General features: G+C 75.3%; 10 protein-coding genes. 9 read left to right on the top strand and 1 reads right to left on the bottom strand.

Annotated features, from left to right (window positions below; all coding sequences use genetic code 11):
* Nucleotides 1–20 precede the first annotated feature (20 nt).
* From DFQ13_RS28775 to alc, 8 genes are all read left to right on the top strand, one after another.
* The gene (locus tag DFQ13_RS28775) at nt 21–2,870 is read left to right on the top strand and encodes a glycosyltransferase (RefSeq protein WP_181400186.1); all 2,850 of its coding nucleotides are present in this window, start codon (nt 21–23) and stop codon (nt 2,868–2,870) included.
* Nucleotides 2,871–2,986: 116 nt separating this feature from the next.
* The gene (locus DFQ13_RS28770; RefSeq protein WP_110082024.1) at nt 2,987–3,853 is read left to right on the top strand and encodes a DUF4397 domain-containing protein; all 867 of its coding nucleotides are present in this window, start codon (nt 2,987–2,989) and stop codon (nt 3,851–3,853) included.
* Nucleotides 3,850–4,632, top strand: a complete 783-nt coding sequence (locus DFQ13_RS28765; protein ID WP_110082023.1) for a class F sortase — start codon at nt 3,850–3,852, stop codon at nt 4,630–4,632. Before DFQ13_RS28770 ends, DFQ13_RS28765 begins: the two co-directional genes overlap by 4 nt.
* 157 nt (nt 4,633–4,789) lie before the next feature.
* Nucleotides 4,790–5,449, top strand: a complete 660-nt coding sequence (locus DFQ13_RS28760; RefSeq protein ID WP_110082022.1) for a response regulator — start codon at nt 4,790–4,792, stop codon at nt 5,447–5,449.
* Nucleotides 5,450–5,501: 52 nt separating this feature from the next.
* Nucleotides 5,502–7,079 (top strand): malate synthase A, encoded by a 1,578-nt coding sequence (gene aceB, locus DFQ13_RS28755; protein ID WP_110082021.1) that lies wholly within the window; start codon nt 5,502–5,504, stop codon nt 7,077–7,079.
* Between the two features lies 1 nt (nt 7,080).
* The gene (locus DFQ13_RS28750) at nt 7,081–8,316 is read left to right on the top strand and encodes a DUF6986 family protein (protein WP_110082020.1); all 1,236 of its coding nucleotides are present in this window, start codon (nt 7,081–7,083) and stop codon (nt 8,314–8,316) included.
* Nucleotides 8,313–9,632, top strand: coding sequence for an allantoinase AllB (allB, locus tag DFQ13_RS28745; protein ID WP_110082019.1), 1,320 nt, complete (start codon nt 8,313–8,315; stop codon nt 9,630–9,632). The genes DFQ13_RS28750 and allB overlap by 4 nt, the downstream gene beginning before the upstream one ends.
* The gene (gene alc / locus DFQ13_RS28740; protein ID WP_110082018.1) at nt 9,629–10,657 is read left to right on the top strand and encodes an allantoicase; all 1,029 of its coding nucleotides are present in this window, start codon (nt 9,629–9,631) and stop codon (nt 10,655–10,657) included. The genes allB and alc overlap by 4 nt, the downstream gene beginning before the upstream one ends.
* Nucleotides 10,658–10,664: 7 nt before the next feature.
* Here the strand turns inward: alc and DFQ13_RS28735 are convergent, their stop codons facing one another.
* The gene (locus DFQ13_RS28735) at nt 10,665–11,339 is read right to left on the bottom strand and encodes a (2Fe-2S)-binding protein (protein WP_110082017.1); all 675 of its coding nucleotides are present in this window, start codon (nt 11,337–11,339) and stop codon (nt 10,665–10,667) included.
* 136 nt (nt 11,340–11,475) lie between these two features.
* On the opposite strand from DFQ13_RS28735, the gene DFQ13_RS28730 reads away from it, so the two are divergent.
* Complete coding sequence (locus DFQ13_RS28730) at nt 11,476–12,849, top strand: ammonium transporter (protein WP_052021322.1); 1,374 nt, start codon at nt 11,476–11,478, stop codon at nt 12,847–12,849.
* Nucleotides 12,850–12,854: the final 5 nt, after the last annotated feature.

Raw genomic sequence — 12,854 nt, 5'->3', positions numbered from 1 at the left:
GTGGCAATGGGGTTCCGCACGTGATTCCTTGGCTCCTGGCCCTGCTGGTGGTGGGCATCGGTCCGCTGGTGAACGTGGTCCTCGGCGTGCTGCGCCGCGACCGCGAACGCGGCTCGCTCGTCGGCGGTGTGCGCGAGAAGAAGGTCCTCGGCGAGGTCGCCGTGGTCATCGCCGCGCACGACGCCGAGTCCGAGGTCGCCGAGGCGCTCGCCGCCGCCACCCGGCTGGTCGCGCGCGGCGACGTCTTCCTGGTCTCGGACGCCTCCACCGACCGCACCGCCGAGATCGGCAGGGAGCACGGGGTCAACGTCGTGGAGACGGTGTCGCCGCTGGGCCGCTCCGGCGCGGTCGTCGCCGGGCTCACCGGGTTCCGGGTGCCGCAGGACTACCGGTACGTGCTGGTCCTCGACGTCGACCACCGGCCGCACCCGGCGTTCCTCGACCGCACGCTGCCGATCTTCGACGACCCGGACGTGGTCGCGGTGGCCGGGTTCGCCCGCACCGACTGGACCACCGCCCGCCGCGGCCCCCTGGGCAGGCTGGTCACCGCCCACCGGGGCCGGGCCTACGCGCTCGCGCAGTTGCTGCTGACGATCATCCGCACCCGCCCCAACGCCGAGGCCGCCCGCGTCCTGCCCAGCCCGGCGCGGATGTTCCGCACCTCGGTGCTGGAGCGGGTCGACCTCGCGCCCGAGGGCGTGCCGGTCGCCGACTTCGACGTGTCCAACCAGATCTACCGCGCGGGCCTGGGTCGGGTCGTGGTGGTGCGCGGCGCGGTGGTCGGCACCCGCGACCCGGACACCCCGCGCGGCTACGTCCGCCAGGCCCGGCAGTGGGCGGTCGGCTTCTGGCAGGCGGTGCGCCGCAACGGGCTGCGCCGCGGCCCGCAGGTGCTGGGCCTGGGCTGGTTCGCGGTGGAGAGCGTGCTCACCTCCGCCGTACTGCTCGCGCTGCCGTTCCTGCTCGGCTTCGGGCTGCTGCCGGTGTGGACGGTGCTGCTGGGCGTGTTCCTGCCCGACCTGCTGCTGACCGCCCTGGTCGCGCTGCGCCAGCGGCAGCCCGGTTACCTGCTGCCTGCGCTGTTCCTGCCGCTGATGCGGCTCGTCGACGCGGTGGTCCTGCTGTCCGCGCTGCCGCACGCGTTCCGCGACCGGCCCGCGACCGCGCCCTGGCTGAGCCCGGTGCGCACCGCGCAACCGCCGCCGCCCGTGGGTCCGTGGTGGCGCTCGGGGCCCGCGGCGGCCGTGGCGTGGCTGGTCGGGGTCGCCGCCGGGGTGGTGCTGACCCTGCGGGTCGCCGCCGCCGTCTCGACGCTGCCCGCCACCGCCTCCGAGCCGGGGCTGGTCGACGCCGTGTTCGGCCGGGTCGCCGGGTTCGGCGGGGCGGTGCCGGAGGGCATGGTGCCCGCCGCCGCCCAGCTCGCCGGGTACGCCTCGCTGACCGGGGCGTTCGACCGGCACGCGACCGTGCTGACCGGTGTGCGCGAGCTGTCGGTGGTCTGCGCGGCCGTCTTCGCCGCCGGGTTGCTGGTGGCCGCGGCGGTCCTGCGGCTGCGGCCGGTGGCCGTCGCGGTCGCCCTCGCCGCGGTCGCGGTGTGCCCGCCCGCGATCGGCGTGCTCGCCGGTGCCGGGCCGGGGCCGATCGCCGCCGCCTGGCTCGCCGTGGCCGCCGTGCCGCTGGCGCTGGCCGCCAGGGTCGGCTGGAAGGCGGTGCCCGCGGCGGTCATCCCGGTCGCCGGGGCCGTCGTCACCGTGCCCGCGCTGGTCGTCCCGGTCGCCGTCGCCGCCGCGGCCTGGTGGGTGGGTGACCGGGAGCGGGCGCGCGAGGTCCGCCGGGTCGTGGTGGCCGTCGCCGTGCTGGTGGCCGGTGGCGCGCTCGCCGCGCTGCTGGCCGGGTTGGGCCTGGTGGGGGTGTCGGACGCCGCGCCGATCGCCGCCGCGCAGCGGGTGTGGCTGCTGGTGGCGGTCGCCGTGGTCGCGGTCGGCGGTCTGGTCCGCGGCCGGGCCCGCGCCGGGTCGGCCGGGCTGCTGGCCGTCGCCGCCGGTTCGGCGGTGCTCGACTCGGACGTGCTGCTCGCCACCGCGGTGGCCGGGGCCGCGCTCGGGCTGGCCGCCCTGCTCGACGGGACCGCCACCGAGCGGTCCGCGGTCCGCCGGGTCGCGGTCGGGGTGGCCGCGCTGGCCGGGCTCGCCGTCGTCGGCGCGGGGGCGGCGGCCGTGCTGCCGGTCGCGCCCGCCGTCGACCACCGGGGCGCCGCCGACTGGTTCACCGTCGCCGCCGCCCCCGGCGCCACCCTCGCCGCGCCGCCGCTGCTGGTCTCCGACCTGCGCCGCGACCTGCGCGGCCGGGCACCGCAGCAGGTGCGCCCGGAGGGCGGCTACGCCCACTACACCGTGTCCCCGGCCGACGGCGCGGGCCTGGTGGTCGCCCGGTTCGACGGCCTGACCGCCCGCCTCGCCGACGGCACCGCCGTGCACAGCGGCGGCCCCGACCGGACTGCGGCGGGCGCCCAGCTCGCCGACAACCCCCGCATCCAGAGCCCGGAGGAGGTCAAGGCGGTCCTGCGCGCGGGCGCCCTGGACTTCCGCGCCATGGCCGTGCTCGCCGAGATCGGCGCCCAGCACGACCTGGTCGTCGCCGACACCTCGAAACCGGTGGCGGAGAACGGTTCCGACCTGCCCGACCGGACCGTCGTCCTGTCCAGTGTGGACGGGCGGCCCGCGGGTGACCCGGCCGTCGTCGACACCCTGCGCGCCTGGGTCCAAGCCCAGCGCGGCCCCTACGCCCCCAGCGACGTCCGCCCCACCGGGGACGGCCGCGCCGCGCTCGACTGGCGCATCCCCAACCCCGGTGACCCCGCCCCCCGGTGACACTTTCCGGGAACAACGATTCCCGTCGCGTGATAACACTTTCCGCCCCAGGACGACTCCCTTCACAGTCTCCCCTTACCGCTTCCTTTGGTTCCACCCGATGAAGGACCACCGCGATGAGCACAACCCTCCGGCGTTCCCTGGTCCCGCTGCTCGTCGCCGGTGTCCTCATGGCACTGACCGCGGGCCTCCTGCCCGCGAGCGCGGCCACCGGCACCTACCTGCGCCTGGCCCACCTCTCCCCGGACACCCCGAACGTCGACGTGACCGTCACCAGCTTCGGCCGCCCGGACTGGTCGGTGCGGCTGGGCGGCGTCGGCTACGGCGACGTCTCCGGCTACCAGCGCATCGAGCCGGGCACCTACACCATCGCCATGCGCCCCGCCGGGGCCGACCCGGCGAGCGCCCCGGTCATCTCCGCGACCCTGGACGCGGGCGAGGGCAACGCCTACACCGTCGCGGGCCTGGGCAAGTTCGACGGCCTGGCGCTGCGCGTGCTCAACGACGACATCAGCCTGCCGCCCAGCGGCCAGGCCCGGATGCGGGTGGTCAACGCCGCGCCCAACGCGGGCAACCTGACCATCGACCGGGCCGGGCAGCCGGTGACCGGCCAGGCCGTGTTCGGCGGCGCCACCGACTACGCGCTGGTGCCCTCGGGCGCGTCCGCGTTCCAGGTCTCCCCGATCGGCGCGGGCCCCACCGAGCTGTCGGTCACCCTCGACCCGGGCGGCGTCTACACGGTGCTGGTGCTCGAACGCGAGGGCAGGCTCGTCGCCGAGGTCAAGGCGGACGCCAAGGGCGCCGAGGTGGTGCCCGCGGGCGGCGTGGAGACCGGCTTCGGCGGCACGGCGGACGCCACCGGCACCGACAGCGCTGACACCGAGGGCTCGGGTGTCGAGGTGGTGGCGCTGGGCCTGCTGCTCGCGGCCTGCGCCGCGGGCGGGCTGTTCGCCGCCGCGCTGCCGCGGCGCCGCCGGGCATGAGCGCACCAGCGGCAGGCAGGCCCGTCGCCGCGCGCAGGCCCGGTGCCGAGTCCGGGGCTGGCATCGCAGGCAGTTCCGGCGCCGCGCGCAGTTCCGGCGCTGCGCGCAGGCCCGGCGCCGCGCGTAGGCCCGGTGCCGTGGGCGGGCTCGGCACCGCGCTGCGGCTGGTCGCGGTGGCCACGGTCTTCGCGGTCGCCGGGTGCCAGGCAGGGGGCACCGCCGAGCCCGCGGCGCCGCCGGGCGGGCCGGTGTCCTGGGCGCCGGTCGCGGGCCAGGACGCGGCGGACGGCCCACCGCCCACCTGGAACGGGGAGTCCACCGTGGACCCCACGCCAAAGCGGCCGACGCACCTGCGCGTCCCGGCCATCGGGGTGGACACCGACCTGGTCGACCTGGCCGTCGACGGCACCGGGGTGCTGGTCCCGCCGGAGTCCGCTGCGGTCGCCGGGTGGTTCGCCGCCGGGGCCGCCCCGGGTTCGGTCGGCCCGGCGCTGCTGGCCGGGCACGTCGACTCCCACGCCGGACCGGGTGTGTTCTACCGGCTCGTCGACCTCAAGCCGGGCGACCGGGTCGAGGTGGGGCGCGCGGACGGCTCGACGGTGGTGTTCGCGGTGACGGGGACGCGCCGCTCGCCCAAGGCCGACTTCCCCACCGCCGAGGTCTACGCGCCCACCCCGGGTCCGGAACTGCGCCTGGTCACCTGCGGCGGCGCGTTCGACCACTCGGCCCGCAGCTACCGCGACAACATCATCGTCGAGGCAACGCCCGCCGGGCCGTGATCCCGGCGCCCGCCACCGGATCGGGGGCATCCGCCCGCGCCGCCCACCGCGGCGTGGCACCCTCGGTCGACGAACACTCCATCGGAGCCGACCACCGGGGGGAGCGCCCAGTGCCACCCGACCGCGCCGCCGCCGGACCGCCCGCCCCGGCGCGCCGGTGACCGCCCCCGACGAGGAGCCGCGCCGGGCGGACGTGGTGGTGTGCGACGACCACACCGTGTTCACCGAGGCGCTGGCCGCGGTGCTGGAGGCGCACGGCTTCCGGGTCCGCGACACCGCCGCCACCCTGGCCGGGGCGCTCGCCGCGGTCCGCGCGGCCACCCCGGCGATCCTGCTGCTCGACCGGCACCTGCCCGACGGCGACGGCGTGGCCGCCCTGCCCACCCTGGCCGCAGCCTCCCCGCGTACCCGGATCGTCCTGCTCAGCGCCGACGGCGACCCCGCCGCAGTCCGTCGCGCGGTCGACGGCGGCGCCGCGGGCTACCTGCACAAGACCGCGGGCGTCCGTGATCTCGCCCACGCCCTGCGCCGGGTCCTCGACGGCGAGACGGTCGTCGACGTGCCCGCCGGGCGCTCGCCCCGGCAGTCCCCGGACGCCGCCGCGGCGCACCGGCTGGCCGCGCACCTCACCCCGCGCGAGCGCGAGTGCCTGGCCCTGCTCGTGGAGGGTGCGAGCACCGCCGCGATGGAGCGGCGGCTGGGCGTCTCCGGCACCACGGTGCGCACCCACGTGCAGGCGCTGCTGACCAAGCTGGGCGTGCACTCGCGGCTCGAAGCGGCCTCGCTCGCCGTCCGCCACCGGCTGCTGCTGCCGTAGCCCGATCGCGCGGCGGGTACCTGAACGCGGCTTCTCGGGTCACTATGTGCCCATGGCGCACAGCGGAACGGTCGAGATCACCGGCGGCGACGTCGAACGCGGCGGGGTGGTCCTCACCCCCGCCGCGCTGGAGTTCGTCGCCGGTCTGCACACCGCCTTCGCCGCCCGGCGCGACGAGCTGCTGGCCGCCCGCGCGGTCCGCCGCGAGCACGCGGCCCGCACCGGCACCCTGGACTTCCCGCCGCAGACGCGGGAGGTGCGCGAGGCGGAGTGGTCGGTGGCCCCGGCGCCCGAGGCGCTGCGCGACCGGCGGGTGGAGATCACCGGCCCGACCGAGCGCAAGATGGCGATCAACGCGCTCAACTCCGGCGCCCGGGTCTGGCTGGCCGACCTGGAGGACGCGAACACCCCGCACTGGGCGAACGTGGTGTCCGGCCAGGTGAACCTGTACGACGCCGTGCGCGGCCAGATCACCTTCACCTCGCCGGAGGGCAAGTCCTACGCCCTCGACCCGGCCGTGCGGCCCGCCACCATCGTGGTCCGCCCGCGCGGCTGGCACCTCGACGAGAAGCACCTGCTGGTCGACGGCAGGCGCGCGGTCGGCGCGCTGGTCGACTTCGGGCTGCACTTCTTCCACAACGCCCGGGCCGCCCTCGACCGCGGCGCCGGGCCGTACTACTACCTGCCGAAGCTGGAGAGCCACCTCGAAGCGCGGCTGTGGAACGACGTGTTCACCCACGCCCAGGCGGAGCTGGGCATCGAGCACGGCACGATCCGCGCCACCGTCCTGATCGAGACCATCCCGGCCGCGTTCGAGATGGAGGAGATCCTGCACGAGCTGCGCGAGCACGCGTCGGGCCTCAACGCGGGCCGCTGGGACTACCTGTTCAGCCTGATCAAGTACTTCCGCGACGCCGGTCCGGGGTTCGTGCTGCCCGACCGCGACAGCGTGACCATGACCGCGCCGTTCATGCGCGCCTACACCGAGCTGCTGGTCAAGACCTGCCACCGGCGCGGCGCGTTCGCCATGGGCGGCATGGCCGCGTTCATCCCCGACCGGCGCGACCCCGAGGTCACCGCCCGCGCGCTGGCCAAGGTCCGGGAGGACAAGGGCCGGGAGGCGGGCGACGGGTTCGACGGGTCCTGGGTGGCGCACCCGGACCTGGTGCCGGTCTGCCGGGAGGTCTTCGACGGCGTGCTCGGCGAGCGCCCCAATCAGCTCGACCGGCAGCGCCCGGAGGTGGCGGTGACCCCGGCGGACCTGCTTGACCTGGCCTCGGCGCCCGGGTCGGCCACCGCGGCGGGCCTGCGCGCGGCCGTCGACGTGGGCCTGCGGTACCTGTCGTCCTGGCTGGGCGGCAACGGCGCGGCGGCGATCCACAACCTGATGGAGGACGCGGCCACCGCGGAGATCTCCCGGTCCCAGGTGTGGCAGTGGGTGCGCAACGGCGTCGTCCTCGACACCGGCGACACCGTCACCCCAGACCTGGTGCGCGCGGTGCTGGCCGAGGTGCGGGCGGACCTGGCCGACCTACCGCGGCTCGCGGAGGCCGCCGGGCTGTTCGAGGAAGTCGCGCTCGCCGAGGACTACCCGGACTTCCTCACCGTCCCCGCCTACGAGCGGATCTGACGTGCCCCTCGACCCCGGGCTGCTGGCCGCCGCCACGAGCAGGCTGACCGCCCCCGACGCCGCCCGAGCCGCCCGCTACCCCGGTGACCCGGGCACCCGCCAGCCGGTGCACACCTGCTACGTCCCCGCCGACAAGGTCACCGACGGCACCCCCACCGCCTGGGGCGCCGCCGCCCTGGCCGCCCTCGACGAGCACGCCCCCGACGCGGCGGCGCTGGCCGAAGTCCTCGGGCTCGACCAGGCCCTGGCCGGGGCCGTGCACGAGCGGGTGCGCGCCAAGCTCGCCACCGAGCCGATCGAGGACCTGCGGGTCGACTTCGAGGACGGCTACGGCACCCGCGCCGACGCGGACGAGGACGCCGACGCCGTGCGCGCCGCGGGCCTGCTGGCGCGGTGGGGCCTGGCGAGCGCGGGCATCCGCATGAAGTCCTTCGACACCAGGGCTTTGCTCGACCGCGGCCTGCGCACCCTCGACCTGGTGCTCACCACCGCGGGCGGCCCACCGCCGGGCTTCGCCCTCACCTTCCCCAAGGTCACCGTCCCCGAGCAGGTCGAGGTCCTGGTGGACGTCCTCGGGCTGCTGGAGCGCGACCTCGGGCTGGCCGGGGGCGCGCTGCGCTTCGAGGTCCAGATCGAGACCACCCAGGCGGTGATCGACGCCGAGGGCCGCTTCACCGTGCCCCGACTCATCTCCGCCGGGGCGGGCCGGGTCAGCGGCCTGCACTTCGGCACCTACGACTACACCGCCGCCTGCGGCCTCGGCGCCGCCGAGCAGCACCTGGCGCACGCGGCCTGCGACTTCGCCCGGCACGCCATGCAGGTCGGCGCGGCGGGCACCGGGGTGCGGCTGTCCGACGGCTCGTCGAACCTGCTGCCGGTCGGCGACCGCGAGACCGTGCACCGCAACTGGTCGATCCACTACACGCTGGTCCGCCGCTCGCTGCGGCACGGCTTCTTCCAGGGCTGGGACCTGCACCCGGCGCAACTGGTCACCCGCTACGCCGCGGTGTACGCCCACCACCTGGCCTCCGCCGAGGCCGACGGCAGGCGCCTGGCCGCCTACGTCGCCAGGACCACCGGCTCGGCCGTGCTCGACGAGCCCGCCACCGCCGCCGCGCTCGCCCTGTCCCTGCGCCGGGCCGTGGACTGCGGCGCCCTCACCGCCGACGAGGTCACCGCGTACTCCGGCCTGGGCACCCACGACCTGAACGCCCTCATCGAGCGGAGAACCGCGTGACCCTCCTGTTCCGCGCCCCCCGGGCGATCGTCGACGGCACCGAGCGGCCCGCCGCCGTGCGCGTGGTCGACGGCCGGATCACCGCGATCGAGCCGCTGACCGCCGACGCCGACGGCGCCGAGGTGGTCGAGCTGGCAGGCGACGAGGTGCTGCTGCCCGGTCTGGTCGACACGCACGTGCACGTCAACGACCCCGGCCGGGCCGACTGGGAGGGCTTCCCGTCGGCCACCCTGGCCGCCGCCGCGGGCGGGGTCACCACCCTCGTCGACATGCCGCTCAACAGCCTCCCGCCCACCACCGACGTGCGGGCGCTGCGGGTCAAGCAGGAGGCCGCGACCGGCCGGGTGCACGTCGACGTTGGCTTCTGGGGCGGGGCCGTGCCGGGCAACGCCGGTGAGCTGGCCGCGCTGCACGAGGCGGGCGTGTTCGGCTTCAAGTGCTTCCTGCTGGACTCCGGCGTCGCCGAGTTCGGCCACCTCGACCCGGACCAGCTCGCCGAACACCTCGGGGTCACCGCCGGTTTGGGCGCGCTGCTCATCGCGCACGCCGAGGACGGCGGGATCGTCGCGGCGCCGCCGAACAGCCGCGACTACGCCGACTTCCTCGCCTCCCGCCCGCGCGCCGCCGAGGACTCCGCCATCGCCGGGGTCATCGCCGCGGCCAGGGCCACCGGGGGCCGCGCGCACGTGGTGCACCTGTCCTCTTCGGACGCGTTGCCGATGATCGCCGCCGCCAAGGACGAGGGGGTGGCGCTGACGGTGGAGACCTGCCCGCACTACCTCACCCTCACCGCCGAGGACGTGCCCGACGGCGCCACCGAGTTCAAGTGCTGCCCGCCCATCCGCGAGGCCGCCAACCGGGAACTGCTCTGGGAGGGCCTGCGCGACGGTGTGATCGACGTGGTGGTCAGCGACCACTCCCCGTGCACCCCGGACCTCAAGCGGCTGGACTCCGGCGACTTCGGCGAGGCCTGGGGCGGTGTGTCGAGCCTGCAACTGGGCCTGCCCGCGGTGTGGACCGGGGCGCGCGAGCGCGGGGTCGAGCTGTCAGAGGTCGTCGGCTGGATGGCCGAGGGGCCCGCCGACCTGGTCGGCCTGGCGCGCAAGGGCCGCATCGCCGTCGGCTGCGACGCCGACCTGGTGGTCTTCGCCCCCGACGACACCTTCACCGTCGACGCCGCCGCGCTGCGCCACCGCAACCCGGTGACCCCCTACCACGGCGCCACCCTGCGCGGCGTCGTCCGCTCGACCTGGCTGCGCGGGGCCCCCGTGGCCGGGGAACCGCGCGGACGACTGCTGAGGAGGGGACACGCGTGAACGGCGAACGCGCCTGGGTGACCCGGCCGGACCTGGCCTCGCGCCGGGTCGGTGGCTCGGTGCTGTGGGCCAACGACGAGACCTTCGCCGAGCGGGAGAACCTGATCACCCCCGCCCCGGCCGGGTTCCGGCCCGCCACCTTCGGCCACAAGGGACAGGTCTACGACGGCTGGGAGACCCGCAGGCGCCGGGAACCGGGCGACGACGAGGTGGTCGTGCGCCTCGGCCTGCCCGGGGTGATCAGCGGCGTGGTCGTCGACACCGCGTTCTTCACCGGCAACTACCCGCCCGAGTGCACCGTCTCCGCGCTCGCCGCCGAGGGCTACCCGAGCCCGGCGGAGCTGCTGGCCGCAGACTGGGAGGTGGTCGTGCCGAGGTCCCCGCTCGGCGGCGACACCCGCAACCCGTTCGACGTCACGTCCCCGCGCCGGTTCACCCACGTCCGGCTGACCATCCACCCCGACGGCGGGGTGGCCAGGCTGCGCGTGCACGGCACCCCGGTGGCCGACCCGGCGCTGCTCGACCTGGCCTCGCTCGACCTGGCCGCGCTGGCGCACGGCGGCTCGGTCGTGGCGTGCAGCAACATGTTCTACTCGACCCCGGCGAACCTGCTGGCCCCCGGGAACGCGCAGGTGATGGGGGAGGGCTGGGAGACCGCCCGCCGCCGCGACGGCGCCGACGACTGGGTCGTGGTCGCCTTGGCCGCTGCCGGTGTGCTGCGCCTGGCCGAGTTGGACACCACGCACTTCAAGGGCAACGCGCCCGGCTGGGCGACGCTGTCCGGTTGCGACAGCACGACCGCGGACCCGGACGACCCGACCGCGTGGTTCCCGCTGCTGGAGCGCACCCGCCTGCAACCCGACACCGTGCACCGGTTCCCGATCGCGCGGCGGCGGCAGACCACGCACGTGCGGATGGACATCCACCCCGACGGCGGGATGGCCCGGCTGCGGCTGCACGGGGCGATGACCGACGCGGGCCGCGACGATTTCCTCCGCCGCTTCGCGGAAGTCTCCGGGAACTGAATTCCGCTCAACCGCCGAATACCGCGCGCAACCGCGCGGCCCGGTCCTCCGGCGATTGCCGCGGGCAGCTCACGCATTTCGCCGCGCCCCCCGCCCGGTAGACCAGGCAGCAGGACGCGCGGCGCACGACCTGTTGTCCCCCCACTGAAACAAAGCGGGGCACCGGCAGTGACGCTCCGACACCGGCGGCCAGGGCCACCGCCGTTTCTCCGGTGCCACCCGCCCACAGCACCCGATTCGCCAGCGAATCGGCGGCGATGGCCCAGAAAGGCCGCGTCGAGGTGCCCAGGGCGTCGCCCAGCAGGTCGGCGAACGCGCCGATCACCCCGGCCAGCGCCGGACCGGGCTCGGCACACACCGCGTCCGAGCGGGCCGCGAGCATTCGGCCATCCGGGTGGGCGTACACCGTGACCCGCCCCGGGTCGAGCGCGGTCCCGGTCACCAGCAGTGACTCCACCGTCGGCGCCAAGACGACCGAACTCGCCGAGTACCACCACAGCGTGCCCAGCGTGTGCGGGTCGTCGGTCCGGTACAACCGGGACAGACCGCGCAGCCGCCCGGGCAGCGCGCCGGGGTCGAGCAACCCGGCCACGGGGGTCGCCAGCAGGCCGGATGTCGACGAACCGGCGTGCGCGGGCAGGCGCTCGGCCAGTAGGCGGTGGACCGCGGGGGCGTCAAGCATGGCGAGGTCACGTTACCGGCACGGGTCCGCGGCGGTCGTCGGGCGGCCGGATGGGGAAACGCGTCCGTAACACGGACCGGTCGGTAGTTCACCGCTGCGAAACCTCACGCGCCCGTCGGCGAAACAGCACCCCCCGATGCTTCCCGCAATCATTAGTTCACGGGAGGACGATGTGAACGCAGGAGATACAGCCTGGGTGCTGGTGAGCGCGGCGCTGGTCATGTTGATGACGCCGGGACTCGCCTTCTTCTACGGGGGCATGGTGCGCGCCAAGAGCGTGCTCAACATGCTCATGATGAGCTTCATCGCCCTGGCTGTGGTCAGCGTGCTGTGGGTGCTCTACGGCTACAGCCTGGCCTTCGGCAACGACGTCGGCGGTGGCCTGCTCGGTGGCGGGGACTTCCTGGGCGGGGCCAACCTGCTCGGTGAGACCGCCCTCGTCGGCACCCTGCCGATGACGGTCTTCATGGTGTTCCAGATGATGTTCGCCATCATCACGGCCGCCCTGATCTCCGGTGCCATCGCCGACCGCGCCAAGTTCTGGGCGTGGACGCTGTTCATCGCGGTCTGGGTGACCATCGTCTACTTCCCGGTCGCGCACTGGGTGTTCAACTTCGACGGCACCACCGGCACCGACTTCGTCGGCGGCTGGATCGCCAACAAGCTCGGCGCCCTCGACTTCGCCGGTGGCACCGCGGTCCACATCAACGCCGGTGCCGCGGGCCTGGCGCTGGCCCTGGTGCTGGGCAAGCGCAAGGGCTGGCCGCGCGAGTCGATGCGCCCGCACAACCTGCCGTTCGTCCTCCTCGGCGCGGGCCTGCTCTGGTTCGGCTGGTACGGCTTCAACGCCGGGTCCGCCGTCACCGCGGGCGAGCTGGCCGGGGTCGCGTTCCTGACCACCACGGTGGCCACCGGCGCGGCGGTCCTGGGCTGGCTGGTCGTCGAGCAGTTCCGCGACGGCAAGCCCACCACCCTCGGCGCCGCCTCCGGCGCGATCGCCGGCCTGGTCGCCATCACCCCGGCGGCGGGCTTCGTCAACCCGATCGGCGCGCTGGTCATCGGCGTCGTCGCCGGTGCCCTCTGCGCCCTGGCCGTCAGCATCAAGTACAAGCTGGGCTTCGACGACTCCCTCGACGTGGTCGGCGTGCACCTCGTCGGCGGCCTCGTCGGCACCCTGATGATCGGCCTGCTGGCCACCGACTCGGTGAACTCCGCGGGCTCCAACGGGTTGTTCTACGGTGGTGGCCTGGGTCTGCTGGGCAAGCAGGCGCTGGCCGCGGTCGTGGTCATGGCCTACTCGTTCGTGCTGACCTACGTCCTCGGGTTCATCATCAACAAGACCATCGGCTTCCGGGCGTCGGAGGAGGCCGAGGTCACCGGCATCGACGAGTCGGAGCACGCGGAGAGCGCCTACGAGTTCTCCAGCCTCCGCAGCGGTGGCGCGGGTGTGGGCAAGGCGGCCGACGTGCTGACCAAGAGGGTCGCCGCGAACTCCGGTAAGGAAGGCTGACGGGC

The organism is Actinokineospora spheciospongiae, assembly GCF_003182415.1.
Taxonomy (GTDB): Bacteria; Actinomycetota; Actinomycetes; order Mycobacteriales; family Pseudonocardiaceae; genus Actinokineospora; species Actinokineospora spheciospongiae.
The sequence above is the reverse complement of the archived record's forward strand: the minus strand, read 5'-3'. Positions and strand labels throughout refer to the sequence as shown.

What these genes read in the sequence shown, in the direction of transcription:
- DFQ13_RS28765 (WP_110082023.1), top strand. Translation starts at nt 3,850, where the DNA reads ATGAGCGCACCAGCGGCAGGCAGGCCCGTCGCCGCGCGCAGGCCCGGT.
- DFQ13_RS28770 (WP_110082024.1), top strand. Translation starts at nt 2,987, where the DNA reads ATGAGCACAACCCTCCGGCGTTCCCTGGTCCCGCTGCTCGTCGCCGGT.
- DFQ13_RS28735 (WP_110082017.1), bottom strand. Translation starts at nt 11,339, where the DNA reads ATGCTTGACGCCCCCGCGGTCCACCGCCTACTGGCCGAGCGCCTGCCC.
- DFQ13_RS28730 (WP_052021322.1), top strand. Translation starts at nt 11,476, where the DNA reads ATGCTTCCCGCAATCATTAGTTCACGGGAGGACGATGTGAACGCAGGA.
- aceB (WP_110082021.1), top strand. Translation starts at nt 5,502, where the DNA reads ATGGCGCACAGCGGAACGGTCGAGATCACCGGCGGCGACGTCGAACGC.